Genomic DNA, 19,926 nt, shown 5'->3' on the forward strand with positions numbered 1-19,926 from the left:
GGCGGCGCCAGCCCTCACGGGGCGGCTAGGCGAGTCTACGGACGCGCGGCTGTGCCGCAGCCCGCCGGTGGGAGTTACGCGGAAAGCAGGTCAGGCCCGCCGCCCGCCGACACCGGCGGGCTGGCTAAACGAACGCCGTGGCGCGTTCATGGGCGGACGCTCTCCTCTGCTGGACGGCTCGCGGGACCGGCGCGGGTCACCGCTGCGCTCTCGCTGAAGCGTACAGGCAGACGGCGGCTGCCGCAGCCAGGTTCAGGCTCTCGGCGCGCCCGTGCAGCGGCACCCGGACGCGGGCGTCGGCGGCGGCCGTCAACTCCTCGGGCAGGCCGTGCGCCTCCGAGCCGAACAGCCAGGCGGTGGGGGCGGCGAGCCGCCCGGCGTCGGCCAGGTCGTCGAGGTCGTCCTCGCCGTACCCGGTGGTGGCGAACACGGCGAGCCCGGCGGCCCGCAGCGCCGCGACCACGTCGACCGGATCCGGGGCGCGGACCACGTCGACGTGGAAGAGGCTGCCGGCCGACGCCCGCACGCACTTGCCGTTGTACGGGTCGACGGCGTCGCCGGCGAAGACCACCGCGCCGGCCCCCGCGGCGTCGGCGGTGCGCAGCACGGTGCCGGCGTTGCCCGGGTCGCGGATCTCGGCGAGCACCGCGACCAGGCGGGGCCCGCCGGCCAGGGCGCGTTCCAGGGGCACGTCGAGGTGCCGGCAGACGGCGACGAGGCCCTGCGGGGCGACCGTCTCGGCGAGCGCGGCGAGGGCCTCGTCGGTCACCTCGGAGACCGGCACGTCGGCGCGGGCGGCGTCGGCGGCCAGCCCGGCGTGGCGGTCGAGGGCGGCGGGCGTACCGAAGAGTTCGGCGACCACCCCCGGGCGGGCCAGGGCCTCGCGGACCGCCTGCGGCCCCTCGGCCAGGAACCGGCCGGCGGCCTCGCGGTCCCGGCGGCGCTGGAGCCGGCGGGCGGCGACCACCCTGGGGGTACGCGGGGTGAAGGGGCCGGAGACAGCGTCGAGGCGTCTCCCGCGCGACGATGACTGCATGGGAGACGCCTCGATCTGCTGGTGCGGGTGGATCAGGCGGCCTGGGCCGCCGCGCCGCCGGTGCCCTCGGCCGTGACCGCGGCCCGGGCCAGCTCGACGATCGCCGCGAACGCGGCGGCGTCGTTGACGGCCATGTCGGCCAGGATCTTGCGGTCGACCTCGATGCCGGCCAGGCGCAGGCCCTGGATCAGGCGGTTGTAGGTCATCCCGTTGGCGCGGGCGCCCGCGTTGATCCGCTGGATCCACAGCTGCCGGAAGTCGCCCTTGCGGTCGCGACGGTCCCGGTAGGCGTACTGCATCGAGTGCAGCACCTGCTCCTTGGCCTTGCGGTAGAGGCGGGAGCGCTGACCGCGGTAGCCGCTCGCGGTCTCCAGCAGGGTACGGCGCTTCTTCTGGGCGTTCACAGCCCGCTTGACGCGTGCCATCTCAACTCCTTCTTACGTCAGGTGGCGCGCGTCAGCGGCCGAGCAGCTTCTTGATGCGCTTGACATCGGCCTTGGCCAGCACGACGGTGCCGGTCAGCCGACGGGTCTGGGTGGAGGGCTTCTTCTCCAGGTTGTGCCGGAGGCCGGCCTGCTGGGCAACGATCTTGCCCTTGCCGGTCACCTTGACCCGCTTACCCATCCCCGTGTGGCTCTTCATCTTCGGCATGTGGAACGTCTTCTCCCCTGTTACTCGCCGCTGTTGTCGGCGGCGGTGCCGGCCTCGCCGGCCGCTGCGGTCTCACCGGCCGCCGCGGTCTCGCCGGCTGCCGAAGCGGCGGCCTCGTCCGCGTTCCGGTCCCGGGCCCCACCGCGGGACGCCGTCGCGGCGACCGCGGAGGCCTTGACGGCCCGGTGCGGGGCGAGAACCATGATCATGTTTCGACCGTCCTGCTTCGGAGCGGCCTCGACGTACCCCAGCTCCGTGATCTCCGACTCGAGCCGGCGCAGGAGCCGGTAACCCAGCTCCGGGCGGCTCTGCTCGCGACCGCGGAACATGATCGTCACCTTGACCTTGTCGCCGGCCTTGAGGAACCGCACCACGTGACCCTTCTTGGTCTCGTAGTCGTGCGGGTCGATCTTCGGCCGGAGCTTCATCTCCTTGATGACGGTCTGCTGCTGGTTACGCCGCGCTTCGCGCGCCTTGAGTGCGCTCTCGTACTTGAACTTGCCGAAGTCCATGAGCTTGCACACCGGCGGGCGCGCCATCGGCGCAACCTCGACCAGGTCCAGGTCTACGTCCGCGGCCAGCTGAAGGGCGCGCTCCAGCGGGACGATGCCCACCTGCTCACCCTCGGGGCCGACCAGTCGGACCTCACGTGCCCGGATCTGCTCGTTCACGCGTGGTTCGACGCTGATGGGGCCTCCTCGAGTCAAAGTCTCCTGCGTGGCCGACCCTGCGGCTCCCGGGTGGGAGCCGACCCGGAAAGCAGAAGGCCCCGGCGCATGCCAGGGCCCGCTCGACCGGTCGGCACGATCACATGATCGCGCATCCGGCGCCGGGACGTGCCCGGAACCGGGGACCGGACCCGGCCACCGTGGCGGCGACTCGGGTGGGAGCAGGCGCTCCTCTTTCATGGCTGTCGAATCACGGGCGAGGATCGCACGCTGAGACAGCCTGGTCGACTCGACAACACTACACCCTCGCCCCGAGCACCCCAAACCGGGCACCCCCGCCGGGCCGGCTCACGACGGCGGACAGCCAGGCTGGCCCGGCGACACCGCCGGCGGAGCGGCGGCGGCGGACCGAGACAGGCAATACCCCGGGGTCGGGCCGCGCGGCAGTACCGGCCCGGCGCGGTCCGTGGCCGGCCGGTCGGCGGCGGGTCAGCGGCCGGCGGCGCCCTGCGCGAGGCGGGCCTGGTGCGTCTGGTGCAGCCGGCGCAGCGCGCGGACCCCCTCGACGGCCCGCTCCTTGTCGGCCGCCTGGAGGGCGACCATCGGCAGCAGGTCGTCGTCGTGCAGCTCCAGGCTGGCCCACGGCGCGCCCCGGTCGAAGCGGACCCCGCGGACGACCTCCCACGGCAGCTCGTACGACCCGATGACGTTGCGCACCCGCACGCCGCGCACGTCCGCCTCCACGCGGGGCCGGGTGAAGAGCAGGAAGCCGAGGGCGCCGAAGACGCCGAGACCCACCATCGCGATCTGGTCGCCCCGCTGGAAGCTGCCGTAGCCGTTGCCCGTCGCGCCGGTCAGCGACGTGGCCACCAGGCTGAACACCACGACCAGCACGGCCGCCGAGGCCCAGCAGACCACCCGGATGCGGCGGGGGCGGAGGCTGATCGTCTCGGTTTCACTCACCCCACCAGTCTGCCATCCGCTCCGGGCCGGTCCCCCGCCGCCACACTTTCGGCTCGCTCGGCGTCTGTCAGCCCTCCTCGACCTCCAACTCGCCCATCTGCCGAAGGCGAGGCAGGTCGCGAACGGTGATCCGGCGGTAGTCCGTGTCGACCAGGCCCTCCGTGCGCAGTTCACGCAGGGCCTTCTGGATGGAGGTCTCGGCGGCGCCGCAGATGCTGGCCAGCTCGGGCTGCGTGAGCCGCACGTCGATGACCACCCCGTCACGAATCTGGCGGCCATGGGTGCGGCAGAGCTCGGCGACGACCCGGGCGACCCTGATCTTGACCGGGTAGGAGGTAAAGTCGATGCGTCGCCGGTTGGACCAGCGCAGCCGGTCGGACACCATCGCCGCCAACTCCAGGGCGGCGTCGGGGTGCTCCTTGAGGAACGTCTTGAACCGGTCGGGCTGAATGACCCGGTAGGTCGCCGGCCCGCAGGTGGTGACGCTCGCCGAGCGGGGCCGATCGTTGAGTGCCGACATCTCGCCGACGAGGTCGCCGCCGACGCGCATAGCCAGCAGCGCCGCCCGCCCGTCCGGAAGGGTCGCGGTGACCTTCGTCAGCCCTTCCTCGAGCAGCACCAGGTGGGACTCCCGTACGCCCTCGTGGATGACGATCTGCCCGGGCGGCACCTGCCGGCGGACGCCCAGCTCCAACAGGGCGACCCGGACCGACGGGCCGAGCCGTTGCAGGAAGGTCCCGTACGGCCAAATGACGGCGGACGATTCGGCCGGTAGTCGCATCAGCGGTCTCATCCTCCTCGGCCAACGGCAACCGTCGAAGCGTAGCCGCCCCTGTGCGTTACGCGACGCCCGTGGCCACATGGCGGCGACGACGAGCTGAACGATCACCAACGCCAGCAGGACGCCCGGCGGCCAGCCGACCGCGAGCAGCAACTCCACAAGACCGATCCTCATATGACCAGGACACCGGCCCACCGCCTGTCAGACACCCGCGCAGGAGGGAATGACGCACCGACGACAGTTCCGGACGATGCCGTACTTCTATGGGGTCCCGGTGGGCCCGTCTCGGTTCGATGTCCCTGCGGTGCCCGCCCGAGGGACGGGTAGGGCGATGAAGGGCGGCACGAATGCGACACCCCGAACGACGGCTGTTGATCTCCGTGGACATGGAGCGGTACAGCCGGCGAACCAATCTCCAGCAGTACGAGGCGCAGAAACACTTCCGGGACCTCCTGCACGAGGCCGCTGGCGATGTCGGACTGGACCGTGTCGCCTGGACCACGCAGCAAGCCGGTGACGGCGAACTGGCGATCCTTCCCCGGGACGTTGCCGAGTCCCGCGTCATCGGCCGTTTCGTACCGGAGCTGAACAGGCGGCTGCGCGGCTACAACAGCAGCCGGGTGCCGGCCGCCCGGATCCGCCTGCGGATCGCCGTCCACCAGGGGCTGGTGCACCTCGACGGGGCCAACGGCTTCCCCGGCAACGCCGTCGTCTTCGTCTGCCGGCTGGGCGAGGCCGAGCCCGTGAAGGAAGCTCTGGCGGCCTTTCCCGACGCCGGGGTGGCGCTGATCGTGTCGACGGAGATCTACCGCGACGTCGTCACCGAATACCCGGAGGAGATGCGCCCGGAGCGGTTCCGGCGGGTCGAGGTGGTCCATCCGGACAAGGGCTTCCGGGAGGACGCCTGGCTCTGCGTCGTGGACGAGGACATGTCGGCCACGCCGTCGGACGCGGCCTCGACGCCCCCGCCCCCGCCCCGGAAGGCGGGATCCGGTGCGGAGCATCGGCGGGAACCGTCGGGTTCCCCGGTGACCGGCACGCGGCCGGGCACGGGTGGCATCCGGACGGGCGACGTCCGGGTCGACGGTCAGAACGCGATCGGGCACGGCGCCACGGCGATCGGATCCGTCGGCCGCGATGCGACGTTGGGCGGCGGGCCGGAGGGCCGGGAACCGTGACCACATCCGACTTCCCGTACGCACACGGCGACGACGCCGACGACCCGGACAGGCCCCGCGACGCACTCGACGACGACGGGTATGACCGTGACGAAGAGAACCCCGTGGCGGGCCCGGGCTCGTCCGACGGGCCGGCGGACCCGCTCGGGTCGACGGACGGCGGCGAGGCGGACGAGCCGGAGGAGCCGCTCGAGTCGGCGGATGTCATCCGCAGGCTGGCTGGTCTGCTCGGCGGCCCGTCCATCGGTCTCGGCGACGTGCGGGTACGGGGGCAGAACGCCACCGGGCACGGCGCCGTCGCGATCGGCACCGTCAACCTGACGACCGCGGGAGCCGACGGCGCCGGACGGATCTGGTACGAGAGCCTGAGCGAGCACGACGTGCGGGAACTAGCGGAGGGATACGCGCCGACGCCGAGCGACCAGCAGCTCGACCGTCACCTCAAGCGCCGCCACCTGGTGTGCCTGTCCGGTCCGTCCTCCAGTGGCCGGTTCACCTCCGCCGTCCTCGCGGCGGCCCGCAGGCACGGGCACGACGGAGCCAGCGTCCTCGGTGCCGAGCAGCCCGCGGACCTGCTCGGGTCGAGCGAGCGCCTGCCCGGCGGACGCGGGTACGTGCTCCGGCTCGCGGACACCGCAGCCGCCGCGGTCGACGGGTTCACCCTGGTGGCACTCGCGGCGCGGGCTGAGACGACCGGCTCGACGCTGGTCCTGGTGGGCGACTTCTCCCGGCGCCGTCAGGATCTCGCCGGGCATGTGGTGGAGCATCGGGTAGCACCGGCGGTGGAGGTGTTCAGGACGCGGCTGCGCCAACAGCTGACGGGCCGATGCGTCGGCTGGTGCGCGGACGGATGCGACGGCGCCTGCGTGGACCGGTACATCGATGAAGGCTGCGTCACACACCCGCTGCTCTCGGCGTACCTCGCTGGTGAGCCCCGTCCAAGCGAGGTGGTTCCCGTGGTGGAGCTGATCGCCCGGACGGTCCCGCACGGACCCGCCCTGACCGAGAGGTTGGAGCAGTTGCTGCCCCGCCAACTGCGGGAGCGGGCCACGCAGATCCTGGACGTCGGACGGCACGACGGCATCGACGGCTGGGCGGCCGACCAGGCCCGCGCGTTCCGGCTGGCTTGCGCCGTACTCGCCGGGCAGCCGGTGACGGAGATCCGTCAGGCGGCCCAGCGCATGCTCGGAGCCGATCTCACCGGAATCGCGCCCACCGGCCCTCAACTGCGCGGGCCGGACCTCGACACGTTGCTCGGCTCGGCGCTACGCCAAGCCGTCGTCGTGGTCAGCGACACCCGATCCGCGGGCGGCCAACGCATCGAGTTCGGCACCGGCAGCGAGCAGCTCCGCTCGACGTTGCTCGAGGTCTCCTGGACGGACTGGTGGCCTCCCGCACAGCTGCTCGGTTGGCTGGCGGGCCTGGTCCGCTCCGACGTGCCGGGCGTCCGGCAGGCGGCCGCGGGTGCCATCGGCTGGTCAGCCGGGCAGGACGTGCGGGCAGCTCTGCAGACGGTCGGCGACCTCGCCCGGGAACGGCGGGCGGGCGTTCGACAGGCCGCCGCCATCGTGCTAGTGGCGATGGCGATGCAGCCCAGGCTTCGTCAGCGCGTGCGGACCGAGCTCGATCAGTGGGCGGCCGGGCCGGCGGCGCACCTGCGGGACACCGTCGCCCGGGCGTACGGCCTCGGCCTGGCCCGCCTCTGGCCCGACGCCGCCCTGATGCAGCTGCGCCTGGTAGCGCAGGCCCGCATGCAACGGCGGAACAACTCGGTGGTCCGAGGCCTCGTCGAGGTCTACCGGGACGGCCACGCCGCCGCACTCGTGCCGGAGCTGGTCGACTGGACCGCGTCCGACGATCCGGAGGTGCGGCTGCATGCGGCGCGAACGATACGCGTCCTCGCCGACCGCTGGGCGGAGCCGCCCAGGGAACACTGGCCCGAGCTGCTGGATCTCATCCGCCAGCGGGTCATCGAGACGGGCGACGTCGCGGCGCTCTGGTCCGTGGCGTTGAGCATGCCGCAGACGGCCTACCGGTCATGGCGGACGCTCGGCCTCTGGCTCAACCGCGCCGACGGTGACTCCGAGGTGACGGTCCACTGCCTGGCCCTGCTCCGGCGCGTGATCGCCGGCCGGCCGCCACTGCGCCACCGTCTCGATCACCAGATCCGCCACGTCTGGCGGCCCGTCATGCCGCACAACAACCTGCTTAACGCCGTGCACGCGCTCATCGACAAGGACCTGCTATGACCACTCCCCCCACCCCGCCGGCCACCGCCCAGACCTCCGTGCCGTCCCAGCCGGAGCGGCGCCGCTGGTGGCACTCCATCCTCGCGCCGGCCGGCCCCATCCCGCTGCCCCGGCCACCGGCACCGCCGGTCCCCAGCACGGTGACGTTCCGGCATGACGTGCCGCAGCCGATCCTGATTCCGGCGAAGGGCGACGCCTTCGACTTCCGCCTGCACGCCGTCTACACCTGGACGGCACAGAACATGGTCTACGAGGAGCTGCGGCTTCGAGCTGAGCGGTACGTCGCCTGGGCGGGCGGCATCGTGCGGGAGCGGGCGGTGGACCTGTCCCGCCAGTACGATCCGCACCGCTCGCGCGAGTTGGAGCGGGCGCTGAACGACCGGCTGGCCGGCCAGCGCTGGCCGCGGGAGGGCACCCAGCCGTACTTCTGGGTACAGGTGCGGGTCAGCCCGGACGAGCGGGTACGGGAACGGCTGCGCCCGTACTGGGAGGAGCGGATCAAGCTCGAATGCGATCACGAACTGCAGAAGATCAGGGCCCAGCAGGCGGACGATCTGACGCGCCGGTGGTGTGCCGTGCTGCAGAGCCTGGAGGACGATCCGGTCACCGCACACGCGGCGCGGCTGACCGGTGAACAGTTCGCCGAGGTCTTCCGCCGCTACGTCCAGGAGCGTCGGGAGACCGTGCCGGACCTGGTGGAGCTGTTGCGCGAGGCCGTTCGCGGGCACGGTGACCTCGGCATGGGACCGTCGGAGTACACCGAGGCGTGGGACGCGGCGATCCGGACCTACGAGCGACGGCACGGGCTCTCCGAGCGGGCGAACTGACCGACGGGCCGCCCTGCGGGCCGCCGGGTCACCGGCACCTACCCGGCGTCGCTGGTCCGGCGGTCGCGACGGAGGCCGGCGGACCGCCGACGGCGGACGGCACGACGTCGCGCGGGCCGCGCCCGGGGCCCCGGCCGGCGACCAGGGCCGCCGCCAGGGTGAGCAGCGCCCCGGCGAGCACCGGCAGCCGCAGGCCGGGGCCGCCCGGCAGCAGCGCGTCCAGCAGCAGCGCGCCACCGAGCTGCCCGGCGACCAGCGCCAGCCCGGTCCGCAGCACCCCGACCGCCGGGACCCCCACCAGCAGGGCGGCCACGATGGCGACACCGAGCAGACCGCCGGTGTAGAGGTACCAGTCGGGCGGCCAGGTCGGGCCCGGTCCGGTGAGGGCGCCCGCCAGCGCCGCGACCAGCAGCACCACGGGCGTGGCGGTGGCGAAGTTGACGACCAGCCCGGCGGCGGGCGAGCCGGCGGCGGAGACCCGCGCGTTCAACGCGGACTGGAGCGCGACGCCCAACCCGCCGGCCACCGCGAGCAGGACCAGGCCGAGAGCGAGGTCGCCGACGGGCTGGCCGAGCTGCGCCAGCGTCACGGCCGCCACGCCGAGCAGCGCCCCGGCGACCCGGGGCCGGGTGAGTGCCAGCCGGCCCACCGGCGCCAGCCCGGCCCGGTCGACGGCCAGCCCGCCCAGGCTGCCGCCGGCCACCTGGGCGATGGTGAAGACCGCCACCCCGAGAACCGGCACGATGTACGCGCCGGCCAGCACGATCGCCGCCCCGCCGAGCCCACCCAGGTACGTCCACCAGGGCAACCGTGCCCGGCGCAGCGCGACCAGGCCGGTGCGGGCCGACGGCAGCGCCAGGACCCCGAGGCCGACCAGCAGCGCCCCGCCGAGGTTGTTGACCACCGCGCCCAGCGTCGCGTTGCCGGCCCGCTCACCCAGCTCGGCGTTGACCGCGCCCTGGGCCGCCGAGGCGACGCCGGCGAGGGTGACCACGACGAGCGCCGCCCACGGCGGCAGGACGCGCGACACCGGGGACGGGGCCGCGGCGCCCGCCGCCGTGGGCGGGTGGCTCACAGCCGGCAGGCGTGGATGTTGGTGACCAGGATCGCGCGGGCGCCGAGCTCGTACAGCTCGTCCATGATCCGGTGCACGTCGTCGCGGAGCACCATGGCCTGCACCGCCACCCAGCCCTCGCGGTGCAGCGGGGACACCGTCGGCGACTCGATGCCCGGGGTCAGCGAGCTGGCCCGGTCCAGCAGGCCGGCCGGAACGTCGTAGGCGAGCATCACGTAGCGGCGGGCGACCAGCACCCCGTGCAGCCGGCGCAGCAGCTGCGCGGCCTGCGGGTGGTCCGGCGCGCCGGCGCGGCGGACCAGCACGGCCGAGGAGCGCAGCAGCGGCTCGCCGAAGACCACCAGCCCGGCCTGGCGCAGCGTGGCGCCGGTCTCGACCACGTCCGCGACCACGTCGGCGACGCCGAGGCGTACGGCGTTCTCCACCGCGCCGTCGAGGCGGATGACCTCCGCCTCGACGCCCAGCTCCGCGAGGTGCCGTTCGACCAGACCGGGGTACGCGGTGGCGATCCGGTGCCCGCCCAGCTCCTGGACGGAGGCGATGTCGTCGGGGCGGGCCGCGAAGCGGAACGTGGCCCGCCCGAAGGCGAGGTCCACCACCTCCTCGGCGGGGGCGCCGGAGTCGATCAGCAGGTCCCGGCCGGTGATGCCGAGGTCCAGGTCACCGGAGCCGACGTAGGTGGCGATGTCCTTGGGGCGCAGGTAGAAGAATTCGACGTCGTTGGGCTCGTCCCGGCAGACCAGGTCCTTCGGGTCGATTCGCTGGCGGTAGCCCGCCTCGCGCAGCATCTGGGCGGCCGGCTCGGCCAGGGTGCCCTTGTTGGGAATGGCGACACGCAGCATGACGGAGTGCTCCTTCGATCGGTGCTGATCAACGACGGGGCGCACTCACAGATGTCGGTAGACGTCCTTGAGGTCGAGACCGCTGGCGAGCATCAGCACCTGGACCTGGTAGAGCAGCTGGGAGATCTCCTCGGCGGTACGCTCCGGCCCCTCGTGCTCGGCGGCCATCCACGACTCGGCCGCCTCCTCGACGACCTTCTTGCCGATGAAGTGCACACCCTTCTCGAGCGCGGCGACCGTGCCCGAGCCAGGGGTGCCGGCGGCGGCCTTGGCCTGCAGCTCGGCGAACAACTCCTCGAACGTCTTCACGCCGCGATTCTTCCAGCCACCCGCCGACGACACGTGCGCCGGGTCCGGCCGCGTCATCTTCCACACGCCGCCTCTCCCGCGCAGTGGGACGACCCGCGCCGGCGCCGTCCCGCCCGCCGGGCGCGGCCGTCAGCCGCCGAAGCCGACCCGGTGGCCGCTGGTGGCGAGGCCCCGGACGGCGAGCGCGGCGTCGAGCGCGGCGACGGTGGCCGCCCAGCCCTTGTCCTCCGCCGAGCCGGGCAGCCCGGCCCGGTCCCGGGCCTGCTCGATGGTGTCCACGGTGAGCACGCCGTGGGCGACCGGCTTGCCCTCGTCGAGCGCGACCCGGGTCAGCCCGTCGGTCACCGAGCGGCACACGTAGTCGAAGTGCGCGGTGGCGCCCCGCACCACCACGCCGAGCGCGACCACCACGTCGCAGCGCCGCGCGAGGGCCTGGGCCACCACGGGCAGCTCGACCGAGCCGGCCACCCGCGCGGTCACCGCGCGGGCCCCGCACGCCGCGGCGGCGGCCACCGCCCGGTCGAGCATGTGGTCGGTCAGGTCGCCGTGCCACCGGGCGGCGACCACGCCGACGGTCATCCCGGCGGCGTCCACCGTCGTCACGCCCGGTTCGCCGAAACCCGCCATGTCTACGCTCCGATCTCGTCGCCGGGCACCGGCCGGCCCATCGGGGCCTCGGTGACCTCGTCCAGCTCGTCCAGCAGGTGCCCCATCCGGTCCCGCTTGGTGCGCAGGTAGCGCACGTTCTCGGGGTGCGGCCGCACCGGCAGCCCCTCCCGGCCGGTGATGGTCAGCCCGTAGCCCTCCAGCCCGGCCCGCTTGGCCGGGTTGTTGGTGAGCAGCCGCATCGAACGCACCCCGATGTCGTAGAGGATCTGCGCGCCGGTGCCGTAGTCGCGGGCGTCGGCCGGCAGGCCCAGGTCGAGGTTGGCGTCCACGGTGTCGCGGCCCTGGTCCTGGAGCTGGTACGCCTGGAGCTTGTGCAGCAGGCCGATGCCGCGCCCCTCGTGGCCGCGCACGTAGAGGACCACCCCCCGCCCCTCGTGGGCGACCCGCTCCAGGGCGGCGTTGAGCTGGGGGCCGCAGTCGCAGCGCACCGAGCCGAAGACGTCGCCGGTGAGGCACTCGGAGTGCACCCGCACCAGCACGTCCCGCCCGTCGCCGATCTCGCCCATGACCAGGGCGACGTGCTCGGCCGTGTCGTGCTCGCTGCGGTAGCCCAGCGCCCGGAACACCCCGTGCCGGGTGGGCATCCGGGCCTCGGCGACCAGCTCGACCTGCTTCTCCGTCCGCCGCCGGTGGGCGACCAGGTCGGCGATGGTGACCAGGGTCAGCGAGTGCTCGGCGCAGAACTTCTCCAGGTCCGGCACCCGCATCATCGTGCCGTCGTCGTTGACCAGCTCGCACAGCACGCCGGCGGGGCGCAGCCCGGCCAGCCGGGTCAGGTCGACGGCCGCCTCGGTGTGCCCGGGCCGGCGCAGCACGCCGCCCTCCCGGGCGCGCAGCGGCACCACGTGGCCGGGGCGGGCCAGGTCGGCCGGGCCGGTGCCCGGGTCGGCGAGCAGTCGGATGGTGTGCGAGCGGTCGGCGGCGGAGATGCCGGTGCTGACGCCCTCCCGGGCGTCCACGGTCACCGTGTAGGCGGTGCCCCGCCGGTCCTGGTTGGTGTGGAACATCGGCGGAAGGTCCAGCCGGTCGCACTCGCTCTCGGTCAGCGGCACGCAGATGTAGCCGGACGTCCACCGCACCATAAACGCGACCAGCTCCGGCGTCGCCAACTCGGCGGCGAAGATCAGGTCGCCCTCGTTCTCCCGGTCGGCGTCATCGACCACGACGACGGGCCGCCCGGCGGCGATGTCCGCCACGGCCTGCTCGATGCTCCCGAACGTGCTCATGCCGCCACTCCGCTTCGCTCCGTGCCATCATGAGGCACCACCGCACCGCGCCCGATGATTCGCTCACTCCGCTCGCTCATGCCGCCACTCCGCTTCGCTCCATGCCGTCATGAGGCACCACCGCACCGCGCCCGATGATTCGCTCACTCCGCTCGCTCATGCGACGGCCTCCGAGTAGGTCGGCGGGATCGGGGCGGGCGTCGGGCGGGTGACCCGCGAGGTACGCCACCAGCTCACCAGACCCCAGGCGCAGAACGCGCCGTAGAAGAGGTACATGGCCGCCGAGGGGTAGAAACCGCCGCGCAGCAGCAGCGGCACGCCGACCGCGTCGACGGCGATCCAGATCAGCCAGAAGTCCACCCAGCCCCGGGCCATGCCGTACGTGGCCAGCAGGCTGCCGGTGAGGATCCAGGCGTCCGGCAGCGGCCCCCAGGAGCCCAGCGCGGCGAGCACCGGATGGAACGCGGCGGTGCCGAGGACGGCGGCGGCCAGCAGGCCCAGCCGCTCCCGGCCGGTGGCCCAGCGGGGCGCCACGGCGGCCCGGCCGCCGTCGTCGCCCTGACGCCGGTTGCGCGACCAGCGCCACCAGCCGTAGAGGCTGACGGAGAAGAAGAACACCTGCCGGCCGGCCTGCCCGTACAGGTCGTGCGCCTGCGGGGTGGCGAAGACCCCGCCGAGGAAGACGGTGAGCAGCAGCGCGTTGCCGATCATGCCGACCGGCCACGCCCACACCAGCCGGCGCAGACCGAGCAGCGCCGAGGCCAGACCGAACCCGTTGCCGACGATCTCGCGGACCAGCACCGGCGAGCCGGCGATGCTCACCTGCGCGTCGAGCAGCCACCCGAGCGGGCCCATCACGCGGCCCCGCCCGTCGTGGCCGCGCCCGGCAGCCCGGTGACCGTGACGCCTCCCGCGTCGGCGGGCCGGAGCCCCCCGGACGGGCCGGCGTCGGCGGGACCGGGTTCGGTCAGGCGTGCGCCCAGCAGCCGCTCGACGTACTTGGCGAGCACGTCCACCTCGAGGTTGACCGGGTCGCCGACGCGGCGGGCGCCGAGGGTGGTCAGCTTCAGCGTGGTCGGGATCAGCCCCACCGAGAACCAGTCCGCACCCACGTCCGCGACGGTCAGCGAGACGCCGTCGACGGTGATCGAGCCCTTCTCCACCACGTACCGGGACAGGGCGGCGGGCAGCCGGAACCGGACCGTCTCCCACTGCGCGGCCGGCTCGCGGGCGAGCACCTCGCCGACGCCGTCGACGTGCCCCTGCACGAGGTGCCCGCCGAGGCGGCTGTTCAGCGCGGCGGCCCGCTCCAGGTTGACCGGGTCGCCGGCGCGCAGCGCGCCCAGCGCGGAGCGGCGCAGCGTCTCCCCCATCACGTCCGCGGTGAAGGTCCCGTTCTCGACGTCGACCACGGTCAGGCAGACGCCGTTGACCGCGATCGAGTCGCCGTGCCGGGCGTCCGAGGTGACCAGCGGGCCGCGGACGGCGACCAGCGCCGAGTCCCCCGCCGTCTCGGTGACGCGGACGACCTCACCCAACTCCTCGACGATGCCGGTGAACATGTCAGCCCTCCCTCTTCCGGGGCAGCGCGGTGATCCGCAGGTCGGGTCCGATCTGCGTAACGTCGACGTACTCCAGGTCGATGGCCTCGGCGATGGTGGTCACACCGGCGTCGACCAGGGCGGTCGGGCCGGCACCGAGCAGCCGGGGCGCGACGTAGCCGACGATCTTGTCGACCAGGCCGGCGGCGAGGAACGCCCCGGCCAGCGTGGGGCCGCCCTCCAGCAGCGCCGCGCGGACCCCGCGCCCGTGCAGCGTGGCGAGCAGCGCCGGCAGGTCGACCCGGCCGTCGGGCCCGACGCCGACCTCCTCGGCGGTGGCGATCCACGTGCGGGCCGCGCCGTCGCGGACCCGGGCGTCGGCGGGCGTACGCGCCGACGAGTCCACCACCACCCGCAGCGGCTGGCGGATGGCGAGCGTGCCGTCGCGCAGGTTGCGGGCGGTGAGCCGGGGGTCGTCGGTGAGCACCGTGCCCACCCCGGCGATCACCGCGTCGACGGTGCCACGCAGCGCGTGCACGTCCATCCGGGCCGCCTCGGAGGTGATCCACATGCTCGTGCCGTCGGCGGCCGCCGACCGGCCGTCCAGCGTGGCGGCGAACTTCCAGATCACGTACGGCCAGCCGCGGCGCATGGAGGTGAGCCAGGCGATGTTGCCGGCCTCCGCCTCGGCGGCGCGTACCCCCAGGTCGACCTGGACCCCGGCGGCGCGCAGCGTGGCGGCCCCGCCGGCGGCGACCGGGTTGGGGTCGGGCACGGCGATGACGACCCGGGCGACACCGGCGGAGACCAGCGCGGTGCTGCAGGGGCCGGTGCGGCCGGTGTGGTCGCAGGGTTCCAGGGTGACCACGGCGGTGCCGCCGCGGGCCCGCTCCCCCGCCTGGGCGAGCGCGACGATCTCGGCGTGCGGCCCGCCGGCGTAGGCGTGGAACCCCTCGCCGACGACCTGGCCGTCGGCGTCGAGCAAGACGCAGCCGACCACCGGGTTGGGGCTGGTCGTGCCGAGACCGCGCGCGGCGAGTTCCACCGCGCGACGCATCGCCTCGTCGACGGAGACGCCGGCCATGCCCTGCCCTCTCACTCGCCGGTCGGCGCGCGGGCGGGCACGGGAGGCAACGGCACGGGCCGCGGGCGTGCGGCGGCGGAGTTCCGGGTACGGCGGGGCCGCCCCGGGGGGCGCGCACGGCACGCTGAGGTCAGCGGCCGGGCAGGGCCCGTCCGTCCCGCGCGCTGTCTCCCATCCGGACTGTCTGGGGGCGGGGATTGCCCGCTCCCAACCGTCGGCCCCGGATTCTCACCAGGTCCACCGGTGGCACGAGGCCGACCGGGTCGCGGGCTTACCACGGTCACGCCGTGGATCACCGCCGGTTCGGAATTACACCGAGTCCCGCCAGCGCGTGGTGGGTACACCGGCAGTCTTACACGCCCGGCGGGGGGTGTCGCCACCGAGGCGAGCTACTTCACAGCGGGAATATCCGCCTCACGTGACCCCGCGCCGCCGGTCCACCGCAACGTACGAGCCGGGCTGGCTCTTGGCCACCGTCTTCATCTCGGAGGCGACCGCGATGGCCTCCAGCGGGTCGGTGAACCGCTTGTCGGCGTCGGAGATGGAGACACCGATGGAGAGGGTGACGAGGGCGGCACGCCGGATGTTGCCCCGGCGGTCCTTCAGCTCCACGTAGCCTCGCGCCGCGTCGGCGGGGTCGTAGAGCGAGTCGGCGGCCTTCTCGAAGTCGGCGGAGACCCGGGAGGTGAGCGGCCGTACCTGCTCCGGGGTGCAGACGATGACGAAGTCGTCGCCGCCGACGTGGCCGAGGAAGGCCGGCGGCAGCCCCACCGAGACCACCGCCCGGTGCAGGCTGCGGGCCAGGGCGGAGATGAAGTCGTCGCCGCGCACGAAGCCGTACCGGTCGTTGACGCTCTTGAACCGGTCGATGTCGATGTAGCCGACGGCGTAGTCGACGCCGCTGCGGACCCGGTCGGAGATCTCCCGGCGGATCCGGCTGTTGCCGGGCAGCCCGGTCAGCGGGGAGACCTCGCGGAACTCCTTGTTGCGCCGCAGGGTCGAGCTGACCCGGGCCACCAGCTCGGCGGTGTCGAAGGGCTTGACCAGGTAGTCGTCGGCGCCGGCGCTGAGCCCGTGCACCTTGTCCACCGTCATGCCCTTCGCGGTCAGCATGATCACCGGCAGGGCCGAGGTCATCGGGTCGGCGCGCAGCCGTCGGGTCAGCTCCAGCCCGTCGACGCGCGGCATCATCAGGTCGACCACCGCCAGGTCGGGACGCTGGCGCTCGATCACCTCGAGCGCCTCCTGCCCGTCGCTGGCGTGGATCACCTCGAAGCCGTGCAGCCGCAGGTTGAACTCGACGAAGCGCGCGATGTCCTCGTCGTCGTCGACGACGAGGATGATGTCCTTGCGGTCGCCGGCGGGCTCCACGTCAGGCCCCGGGGGCGGCGCGTTCCGCGAGTGCCCGCAGCTTCCGGACGGCCTCGGCGGGGTCGTCGGCGCCGTAGACGGCGGTGCCGGCGACGAAGGCGTCCGCCCCGGCCTCGGCCGCCTGCTCGATGGTGTCGGCGGCGATCCCGCCGTCGACCTCGATGCGCAGCTCGAGGTGCCCGGCGTCGACGTGGCGGCGGGCGGCGCGCACCTTGTCCAGCAGCTGCGGGATGAAGCGCTGCCCGCCGAAGCCGGCCTTGATCGTCATGATCAGCAGCGTGTCGAAGCTCGGCAGCAGCTCCAGGTACGGCTCGATCGGGGTGTCCCGGTCGATCGCCAGCCCGGCCTTGGCGCCGGCCGAGCGGAGGTCCTTGGCCAGCGCCACCGGGTCGTCGCACGCCTCGGCGTGGAACGTGACGTTGTACGCCCCGGCGTCGGCGTAGCCGGGCGCCCAGCGGCGCGGATCCTCGATCATCAGGTGCACGTCGAAGGGCAGCTCGGTGGCGGCCCGCAGGCTCTGCACCACGGGCAGCCCGATGGTCAGGTTGGGCACGAAGTGGTTGTCCATGACATCCACGTGCAACCAGTCCGCGGCGTTCTCGACGGCGCGGACCTCTTCGGCGAGGCGGGCGAAATCGGCGGCGAGGATGCTGGGCGCGACGATCGGCGGCGGTACGGTCACCGGGCCAGTGTACGAACGCGGCCGGCGGCCCCCGCAGCGCCACCGGCGGGGACGCCGGGTGACCCGGCAGTGACCAATGGTGCACAATTGCCGTCCGGGCCGGGCGAAACCGGACGAAGGGCCGGCCGCGACTGGCCGGACGGCGGGAACGCGGCGAGACTCCATGGGGGACGGTGACGGGTGCCGCCAGCCCCGCGTGGCGGGCGGCGGTCGAGGCGTCGGCACCCGGAAAGGGCGGATGATGCGACGGTGGCTCGCGGCGCTGGCGCTGGCCGGCTCGGTGACGACCCTGCTGGCCGGCTGCACGGGGCCGGGCGGGTCCGACGCCGACCTCACCGACGACTGGCCGACGCTGGGCGCGCCGCGACCGTTCGTGCCGGCCGCCGACATCTGCCTCCCCCGGATCACCGCGACCGTGCAGGCCGGCACCCACGAGGTGGTCGACTGCTCCCGCAACCACCTCGCCGAGGCCGTCCACGTCGGCACGTTCACCGGTGCCGCCGCGGCGGGCGACCGGCCCGCCCCGGGTTCGCCCGGGCTGCGCCCCGCCCGCGCCGAGTGCGACCAGCGCGCCCGGGAGGTGCTCGGCGGCGACTGGCACGCGGCCCGGATCACCCTGAACGTCGCCCTGCCGTCGGCGCCCGCGTGGCGCGGCGGCGCCCGCTGGTTCCGCTGCGACCTGAGCGAGACCGACAGCATCGACAACACCCGGCCGGTGAACCGCACGGGCAGCCTGCGGGGCGCGATGATCGGCGACTCGCCGCTGATCCACCGCTGCTTCGACCCCAAGCTGATCGGCCAGAACCTCAACTACATGGCCCCGGTGCTCTGCACCGAGCCGCACCGGGCCGAGTTCGTCGGCGTGTACGCCGAACGCGACATGACCTGGGCGGAGTTCCAGCGGTCCCACCGGCGGACGCACACCCGCTGCATGGCGCTGATCGCCGCCTTCGCCGACGTGCCCAACAACAGCGACCTGCCGTACCGGGCGGGATCCATCTTCTATCCCCCGTCGGAGCGGGAGTGGAACGAGGGCGACCGCGGGGTGCGGTGTTTCCTGTGGAGCGACGACCGGAAGCTGACCCGTTCGATGCGCGGCGCCGGGCCGAAGGGACTCCCCGCGATCTGAGCGCGGTGCCGTATGCTGCCGCACCGTGGCGTGTCCGGCCGCATCCACGCCCGCCGGACCACGATCGGCGGGAGGTCGGGCGATGCGACGGAGGTGGACCGCGGCGGCGGCCGGCGCGGCGGCGGCCCTGGCGCTCGCCGGCTGCGGCGCCCCTGCCGGCACCGACGGGAACCTCACCGACGACTGGCCGGCGCCCGCCGCCCCGCAGGCCTTCGTCCCCGCCTCCGGCGTCTGCCACACGGTCGTGCAGGAGGTCGGCTACCTCACCGCCTACAACCCGGTCGACTGCGCCGCCTCCCACCAGGCGGAGACGGTGCACGTCGGCACGCTGACCGGGGCGGCGGCCGAGCGCACCACGCCCCCGCCGGCCGGCTCGGCCGGCATGCGCGCCGCCCGGGCAGAGTGCGACACGAAGGTCAACGAGGTGGTCGGCGGGGACTGGCGCTCCGGCCGGCTCGGGCTGAGCGTGGTGCTGCCGTCGCCGCGGGCGTGGGGCGGCGGCGCCCGCTGGTTCCGCTGCGACCTCAGCGAGCGGACCAGCCTCGACGAGGCGCACGCGAAGGCCCGGACGGGCAGCCTGAAGGGCGCCCTGGCCGGCGCGGCGCCGCTGGCCCACCGGTGCTTCAACCCGAAGGTCAGCGACGACGACGTCCGGGAGATGGTGCCGGTGGCCTGCACCAGCAAGCACCACGCCGAGTTCGTCGGCGTGTGGCGGGCCCCGGACACCAGCTACGAGGCCTTCAGCCGGGACAGCCTCAAGGTGCACCGGGCGTGCCGCGGGCTGGTCGCCAAATACGCCAAGGTGCCGAACAACAGCGACCTGCAGTACCGGGCCGGCACCATCTTCTACCACCCGTTCGAGCGGGAGTGGCGCAACGGCAACCGGGGCGTGCAGTGCTTCCTCTGGGTCAGCGACCGCAACCTGACCCGGTCGATGAAGGGCGCCGGCACGAAGGGCCTGCCGGTCACCTGACCGAGGGGCGGCCACCGACAGGTGACCACCCGATCCGGCAACCCGCCCGACCACCAGGGCGCGCGACGGCCATCGCACGCCCTCGATGGAGCCCACGACGTCGGTCGAGACGTGCTCCGCGGTGGCCTGCGTGTAGCCCGGCAGCAGCGCGGCCAGCCCGTGCACGAGGTCGGTGACCGGTTCGGTGGGCAGCTCCGCCGGCGCCGGACGAGCCCGGCGACGGTGGTCAGCACGTCGCCGGGAGCCGGGACCGCGCAGCCGGCGTCGCCGTGCAGCGGGCAGGCGACGCCGGCGTACGGCAGCCGGGTGGGCCAGACCGCGACACCCGGTGGGGTCACGCCGTCCGCGGTGAGGACGCCGGGTGTCGCGGCGAACAACGTCGGGTCACCGGCCGACGCGGTGGCGCCACGCGGCGCCCGGTTGGCCTCGAGCGCGACCAGCGCGCCGTTGGCGGCCAGCACGTCGTCGAGCCGCCGGACCAGCCCGGCCGGCGGTTCGCGCCGCCCGCTCTCCACCCGGCTGATCACGCTGTGGTGGTAGCCCACGCGCTGGCCGAGCTGCGACTGGGTGAGGCCGGCGGCACGCCGCCACCACCGCAGTTCCCGTCCGAACTCCACCCACGACCGCGCCGCGGCGGCCTCCTCGGCGTCCATCAGCCCCTCCCGTGCCCGT

21 protein-coding genes, 1 pseudogene and 1 riboswitch are annotated in these 19,926 nt (G+C 73.9%); of the genes and pseudogenes, 5 read left to right on the forward strand and 17 right to left on the reverse strand.

Annotated elements, in window-relative coordinates:
- Window positions 1-196 precede the first annotated feature (196 nt).
- The 6 genes from GA0070606_RS05100 to GA0070606_RS05125 form a co-directional block, all read right to left on the reverse strand.
- Entirely contained in the window at window positions 197-1,036 is an 840-nt protein-coding gene (locus GA0070606_RS05100) for a TrmH family RNA methyltransferase (protein ID WP_091095517.1), read from the reverse strand.
- A 32-nt stretch (window positions 1,037-1,068) separates the two neighbouring features.
- Window positions 1,069-1,461 carry a 50S ribosomal protein L20 gene (gene rplT, locus GA0070606_RS05105; RefSeq protein WP_091095519.1) on the reverse strand — a complete coding sequence of 131 codons (393 nt, stop codon included), beginning with the start codon at window positions 1,459-1,461 and terminating at the stop codon, window positions 1,069-1,071.
- A 31-nt stretch (window positions 1,462-1,492) separates the two neighbouring features.
- Window positions 1,493-1,687, reverse strand: coding sequence for a 50S ribosomal protein L35 (gene rpmI, locus GA0070606_RS05110; RefSeq protein WP_007458415.1), 195 nt, complete (start codon window positions 1,685-1,687; stop codon window positions 1,493-1,495).
- A 20-nt stretch (window positions 1,688-1,707) separates the two neighbouring features.
- Window positions 1,708-2,358 carry a translation initiation factor IF-3 gene (gene infC, locus GA0070606_RS05115; protein WP_091095520.1) on the reverse strand — a complete coding sequence of 217 codons (651 nt, stop codon included), beginning with the start codon at window positions 2,356-2,358 and terminating at the stop codon, window positions 1,708-1,710.
- A gap of 486 nt (window positions 2,359-2,844) precedes the next feature.
- Window positions 2,845-3,318, reverse strand: a complete 474-nt coding sequence (locus tag GA0070606_RS05120; protein ID WP_091095522.1) for a PH domain-containing protein — start codon at window positions 3,316-3,318, stop codon at window positions 2,845-2,847.
- Between the two features lie 67 nt (window positions 3,319-3,385).
- Entirely contained in the window at window positions 3,386-4,273 is an 888-nt protein-coding gene (locus tag GA0070606_RS05125) for a Crp/Fnr family transcriptional regulator (RefSeq protein ID WP_245724569.1), read from the reverse strand.
- A gap of 173 nt (window positions 4,274-4,446) precedes the next feature.
- On the opposite strand from GA0070606_RS05125, the gene GA0070606_RS05130 reads away from it, so the two are divergent.
- The 3 genes from GA0070606_RS05130 to GA0070606_RS05140 are packed head-to-tail and all read left to right on the forward strand — an operon-like array spanning window position 4,447 to window position 8,353.
- A complete protein-coding gene (locus GA0070606_RS05130) occupies window positions 4,447-5,277 on the forward strand; it encodes a hypothetical protein (protein WP_091095524.1) in 831 nt (276 codons plus the stop codon).
- Window positions 5,274-7,526 (forward strand): hypothetical protein, encoded by a 2,253-nt coding sequence (locus GA0070606_RS05135; protein WP_091095526.1) that lies wholly within the window; start codon window positions 5,274-5,276, stop codon window positions 7,524-7,526. The genes GA0070606_RS05130 and GA0070606_RS05135 overlap by 4 nt, the downstream gene beginning before the upstream one ends.
- Complete coding sequence (locus GA0070606_RS05140) at window positions 7,523-8,353, forward strand: hypothetical protein (RefSeq protein ID WP_245724570.1); 831 nt, start codon at window positions 7,523-7,525, stop codon at window positions 8,351-8,353. The genes GA0070606_RS05135 and GA0070606_RS05140 overlap by 4 nt, the downstream gene beginning before the upstream one ends.
- 28 nt (window positions 8,354-8,381) lie before the next feature.
- On the opposite strand, the gene GA0070606_RS05145 is transcribed toward GA0070606_RS05140, so the two are convergent.
- The 10 genes from GA0070606_RS05145 to rpe all read right to left on the reverse strand — a co-directional run bounded on the left by GA0070606_RS05145 (window position 8,382) and on the right by rpe (window position 17,152).
- A complete protein-coding gene (locus tag GA0070606_RS05145) occupies window positions 8,382-9,428 on the reverse strand; it encodes a DMT family transporter (protein WP_245724571.1) in 1,047 nt (348 codons plus the stop codon).
- A complete protein-coding gene (hisG, locus tag GA0070606_RS05150; protein ID WP_091095528.1) occupies window positions 9,425-10,270 on the reverse strand; it encodes an ATP phosphoribosyltransferase in 846 nt (281 codons plus the stop codon). The genes GA0070606_RS05145 and hisG overlap by 4 nt, the downstream gene beginning before the upstream one ends.
- 45 nt (window positions 10,271-10,315) lie before the next feature.
- Window positions 10,316-10,579 (reverse strand): phosphoribosyl-ATP diphosphatase, encoded by a 264-nt coding sequence (locus tag GA0070606_RS05155; RefSeq protein WP_088947482.1) that lies wholly within the window; start codon window positions 10,577-10,579, stop codon window positions 10,316-10,318.
- A 129-nt stretch (window positions 10,580-10,708) separates the two neighbouring features.
- On the reverse strand, window positions 10,709-11,206 hold the full coding sequence (gene ribH, locus GA0070606_RS05160) for a 6,7-dimethyl-8-ribityllumazine synthase (RefSeq protein WP_091095530.1): 498 nt from the start codon (window positions 11,204-11,206) through the stop codon (window positions 10,709-10,711).
- A 2-nt stretch (window positions 11,207-11,208) separates the two neighbouring features.
- On the reverse strand, window positions 11,209-12,474 hold the full coding sequence (locus GA0070606_RS05165) for a bifunctional 3,4-dihydroxy-2-butanone-4-phosphate synthase/GTP cyclohydrolase II (protein ID WP_091095532.1): 1,266 nt from the start codon (window positions 12,472-12,474) through the stop codon (window positions 11,209-11,211).
- A 156-nt stretch (window positions 12,475-12,630) separates the two neighbouring features.
- The gene (gene pnuC, locus GA0070606_RS05170; RefSeq protein WP_091095534.1) at window positions 12,631-13,329 is read right to left on the reverse strand and encodes a nicotinamide riboside transporter PnuC; all 699 of its coding nucleotides are present in this window, start codon (window positions 13,327-13,329) and stop codon (window positions 12,631-12,633) included.
- Window positions 13,329-14,036 carry a riboflavin synthase gene (locus tag GA0070606_RS05175; RefSeq protein WP_091095536.1) on the reverse strand — a complete coding sequence of 236 codons (708 nt, stop codon included), beginning with the start codon at window positions 14,034-14,036 and terminating at the stop codon, window positions 13,329-13,331. The genes pnuC and GA0070606_RS05175 overlap by 1 nt, the downstream gene beginning before the upstream one ends.
- Window position 14,037: 1 nt before the next feature.
- Window positions 14,038-15,099, reverse strand: coding sequence for a bifunctional diaminohydroxyphosphoribosylaminopyrimidine deaminase/5-amino-6-(5-phosphoribosylamino)uracil reductase RibD (ribD, locus tag GA0070606_RS05180; RefSeq protein WP_091095538.1), 1,062 nt, complete (start codon window positions 15,097-15,099; stop codon window positions 14,038-14,040).
- Between the two features lie 159 nt (window positions 15,100-15,258).
- Window positions 15,259-15,432, reverse strand: a riboswitch (FMN riboswitch).
- Between the two features lie 81 nt (window positions 15,433-15,513).
- Window positions 15,514-16,470 (reverse strand): GGDEF domain-containing response regulator, encoded by a 957-nt coding sequence (locus tag GA0070606_RS05185; RefSeq protein WP_091095540.1) that lies wholly within the window; start codon window positions 16,468-16,470, stop codon window positions 15,514-15,516.
- 1 nt (window position 16,471) lies between these two features.
- Window positions 16,472-17,152, reverse strand: a complete 681-nt coding sequence (rpe, locus tag GA0070606_RS05190; RefSeq protein ID WP_091095542.1) for a ribulose-phosphate 3-epimerase — start codon at window positions 17,150-17,152, stop codon at window positions 16,472-16,474.
- A gap of 241 nt (window positions 17,153-17,393) precedes the next feature.
- Between rpe and GA0070606_RS05195 the strand changes: the two genes are divergently transcribed.
- Both GA0070606_RS05195 and GA0070606_RS05200 read left to right on the forward strand, forming a co-directional pair.
- Window positions 17,394-18,281, forward strand: coding sequence for a septum formation family protein (locus GA0070606_RS05195; protein WP_091107321.1), 888 nt, complete (start codon window positions 17,394-17,396; stop codon window positions 18,279-18,281).
- A gap of 82 nt (window positions 18,282-18,363) precedes the next feature.
- Window positions 18,364-19,254 carry a septum formation family protein gene (locus GA0070606_RS05200; RefSeq protein ID WP_091095544.1) on the forward strand — a complete coding sequence of 297 codons (891 nt, stop codon included), beginning with the start codon at window positions 18,364-18,366 and terminating at the stop codon, window positions 19,252-19,254.
- Between the two features lie 443 nt (window positions 19,255-19,697).
- On the opposite strand, the pseudogene GA0070606_RS33985 reads toward GA0070606_RS05200, so the two are convergent.
- Window positions 19,698-19,907, reverse strand: a pseudogene (locus GA0070606_RS33985) (helix-turn-helix domain-containing protein); the annotation flags it as partial.
- Window positions 19,908-19,926 lie beyond the last annotated feature (19 nt).

Source organism: Micromonospora citrea (genome assembly GCF_900090315.1).
In the GTDB taxonomy this organism is placed as follows: Bacteria; Actinomycetota; Actinomycetes; order Mycobacteriales; family Micromonosporaceae; genus Micromonospora; species Micromonospora citrea.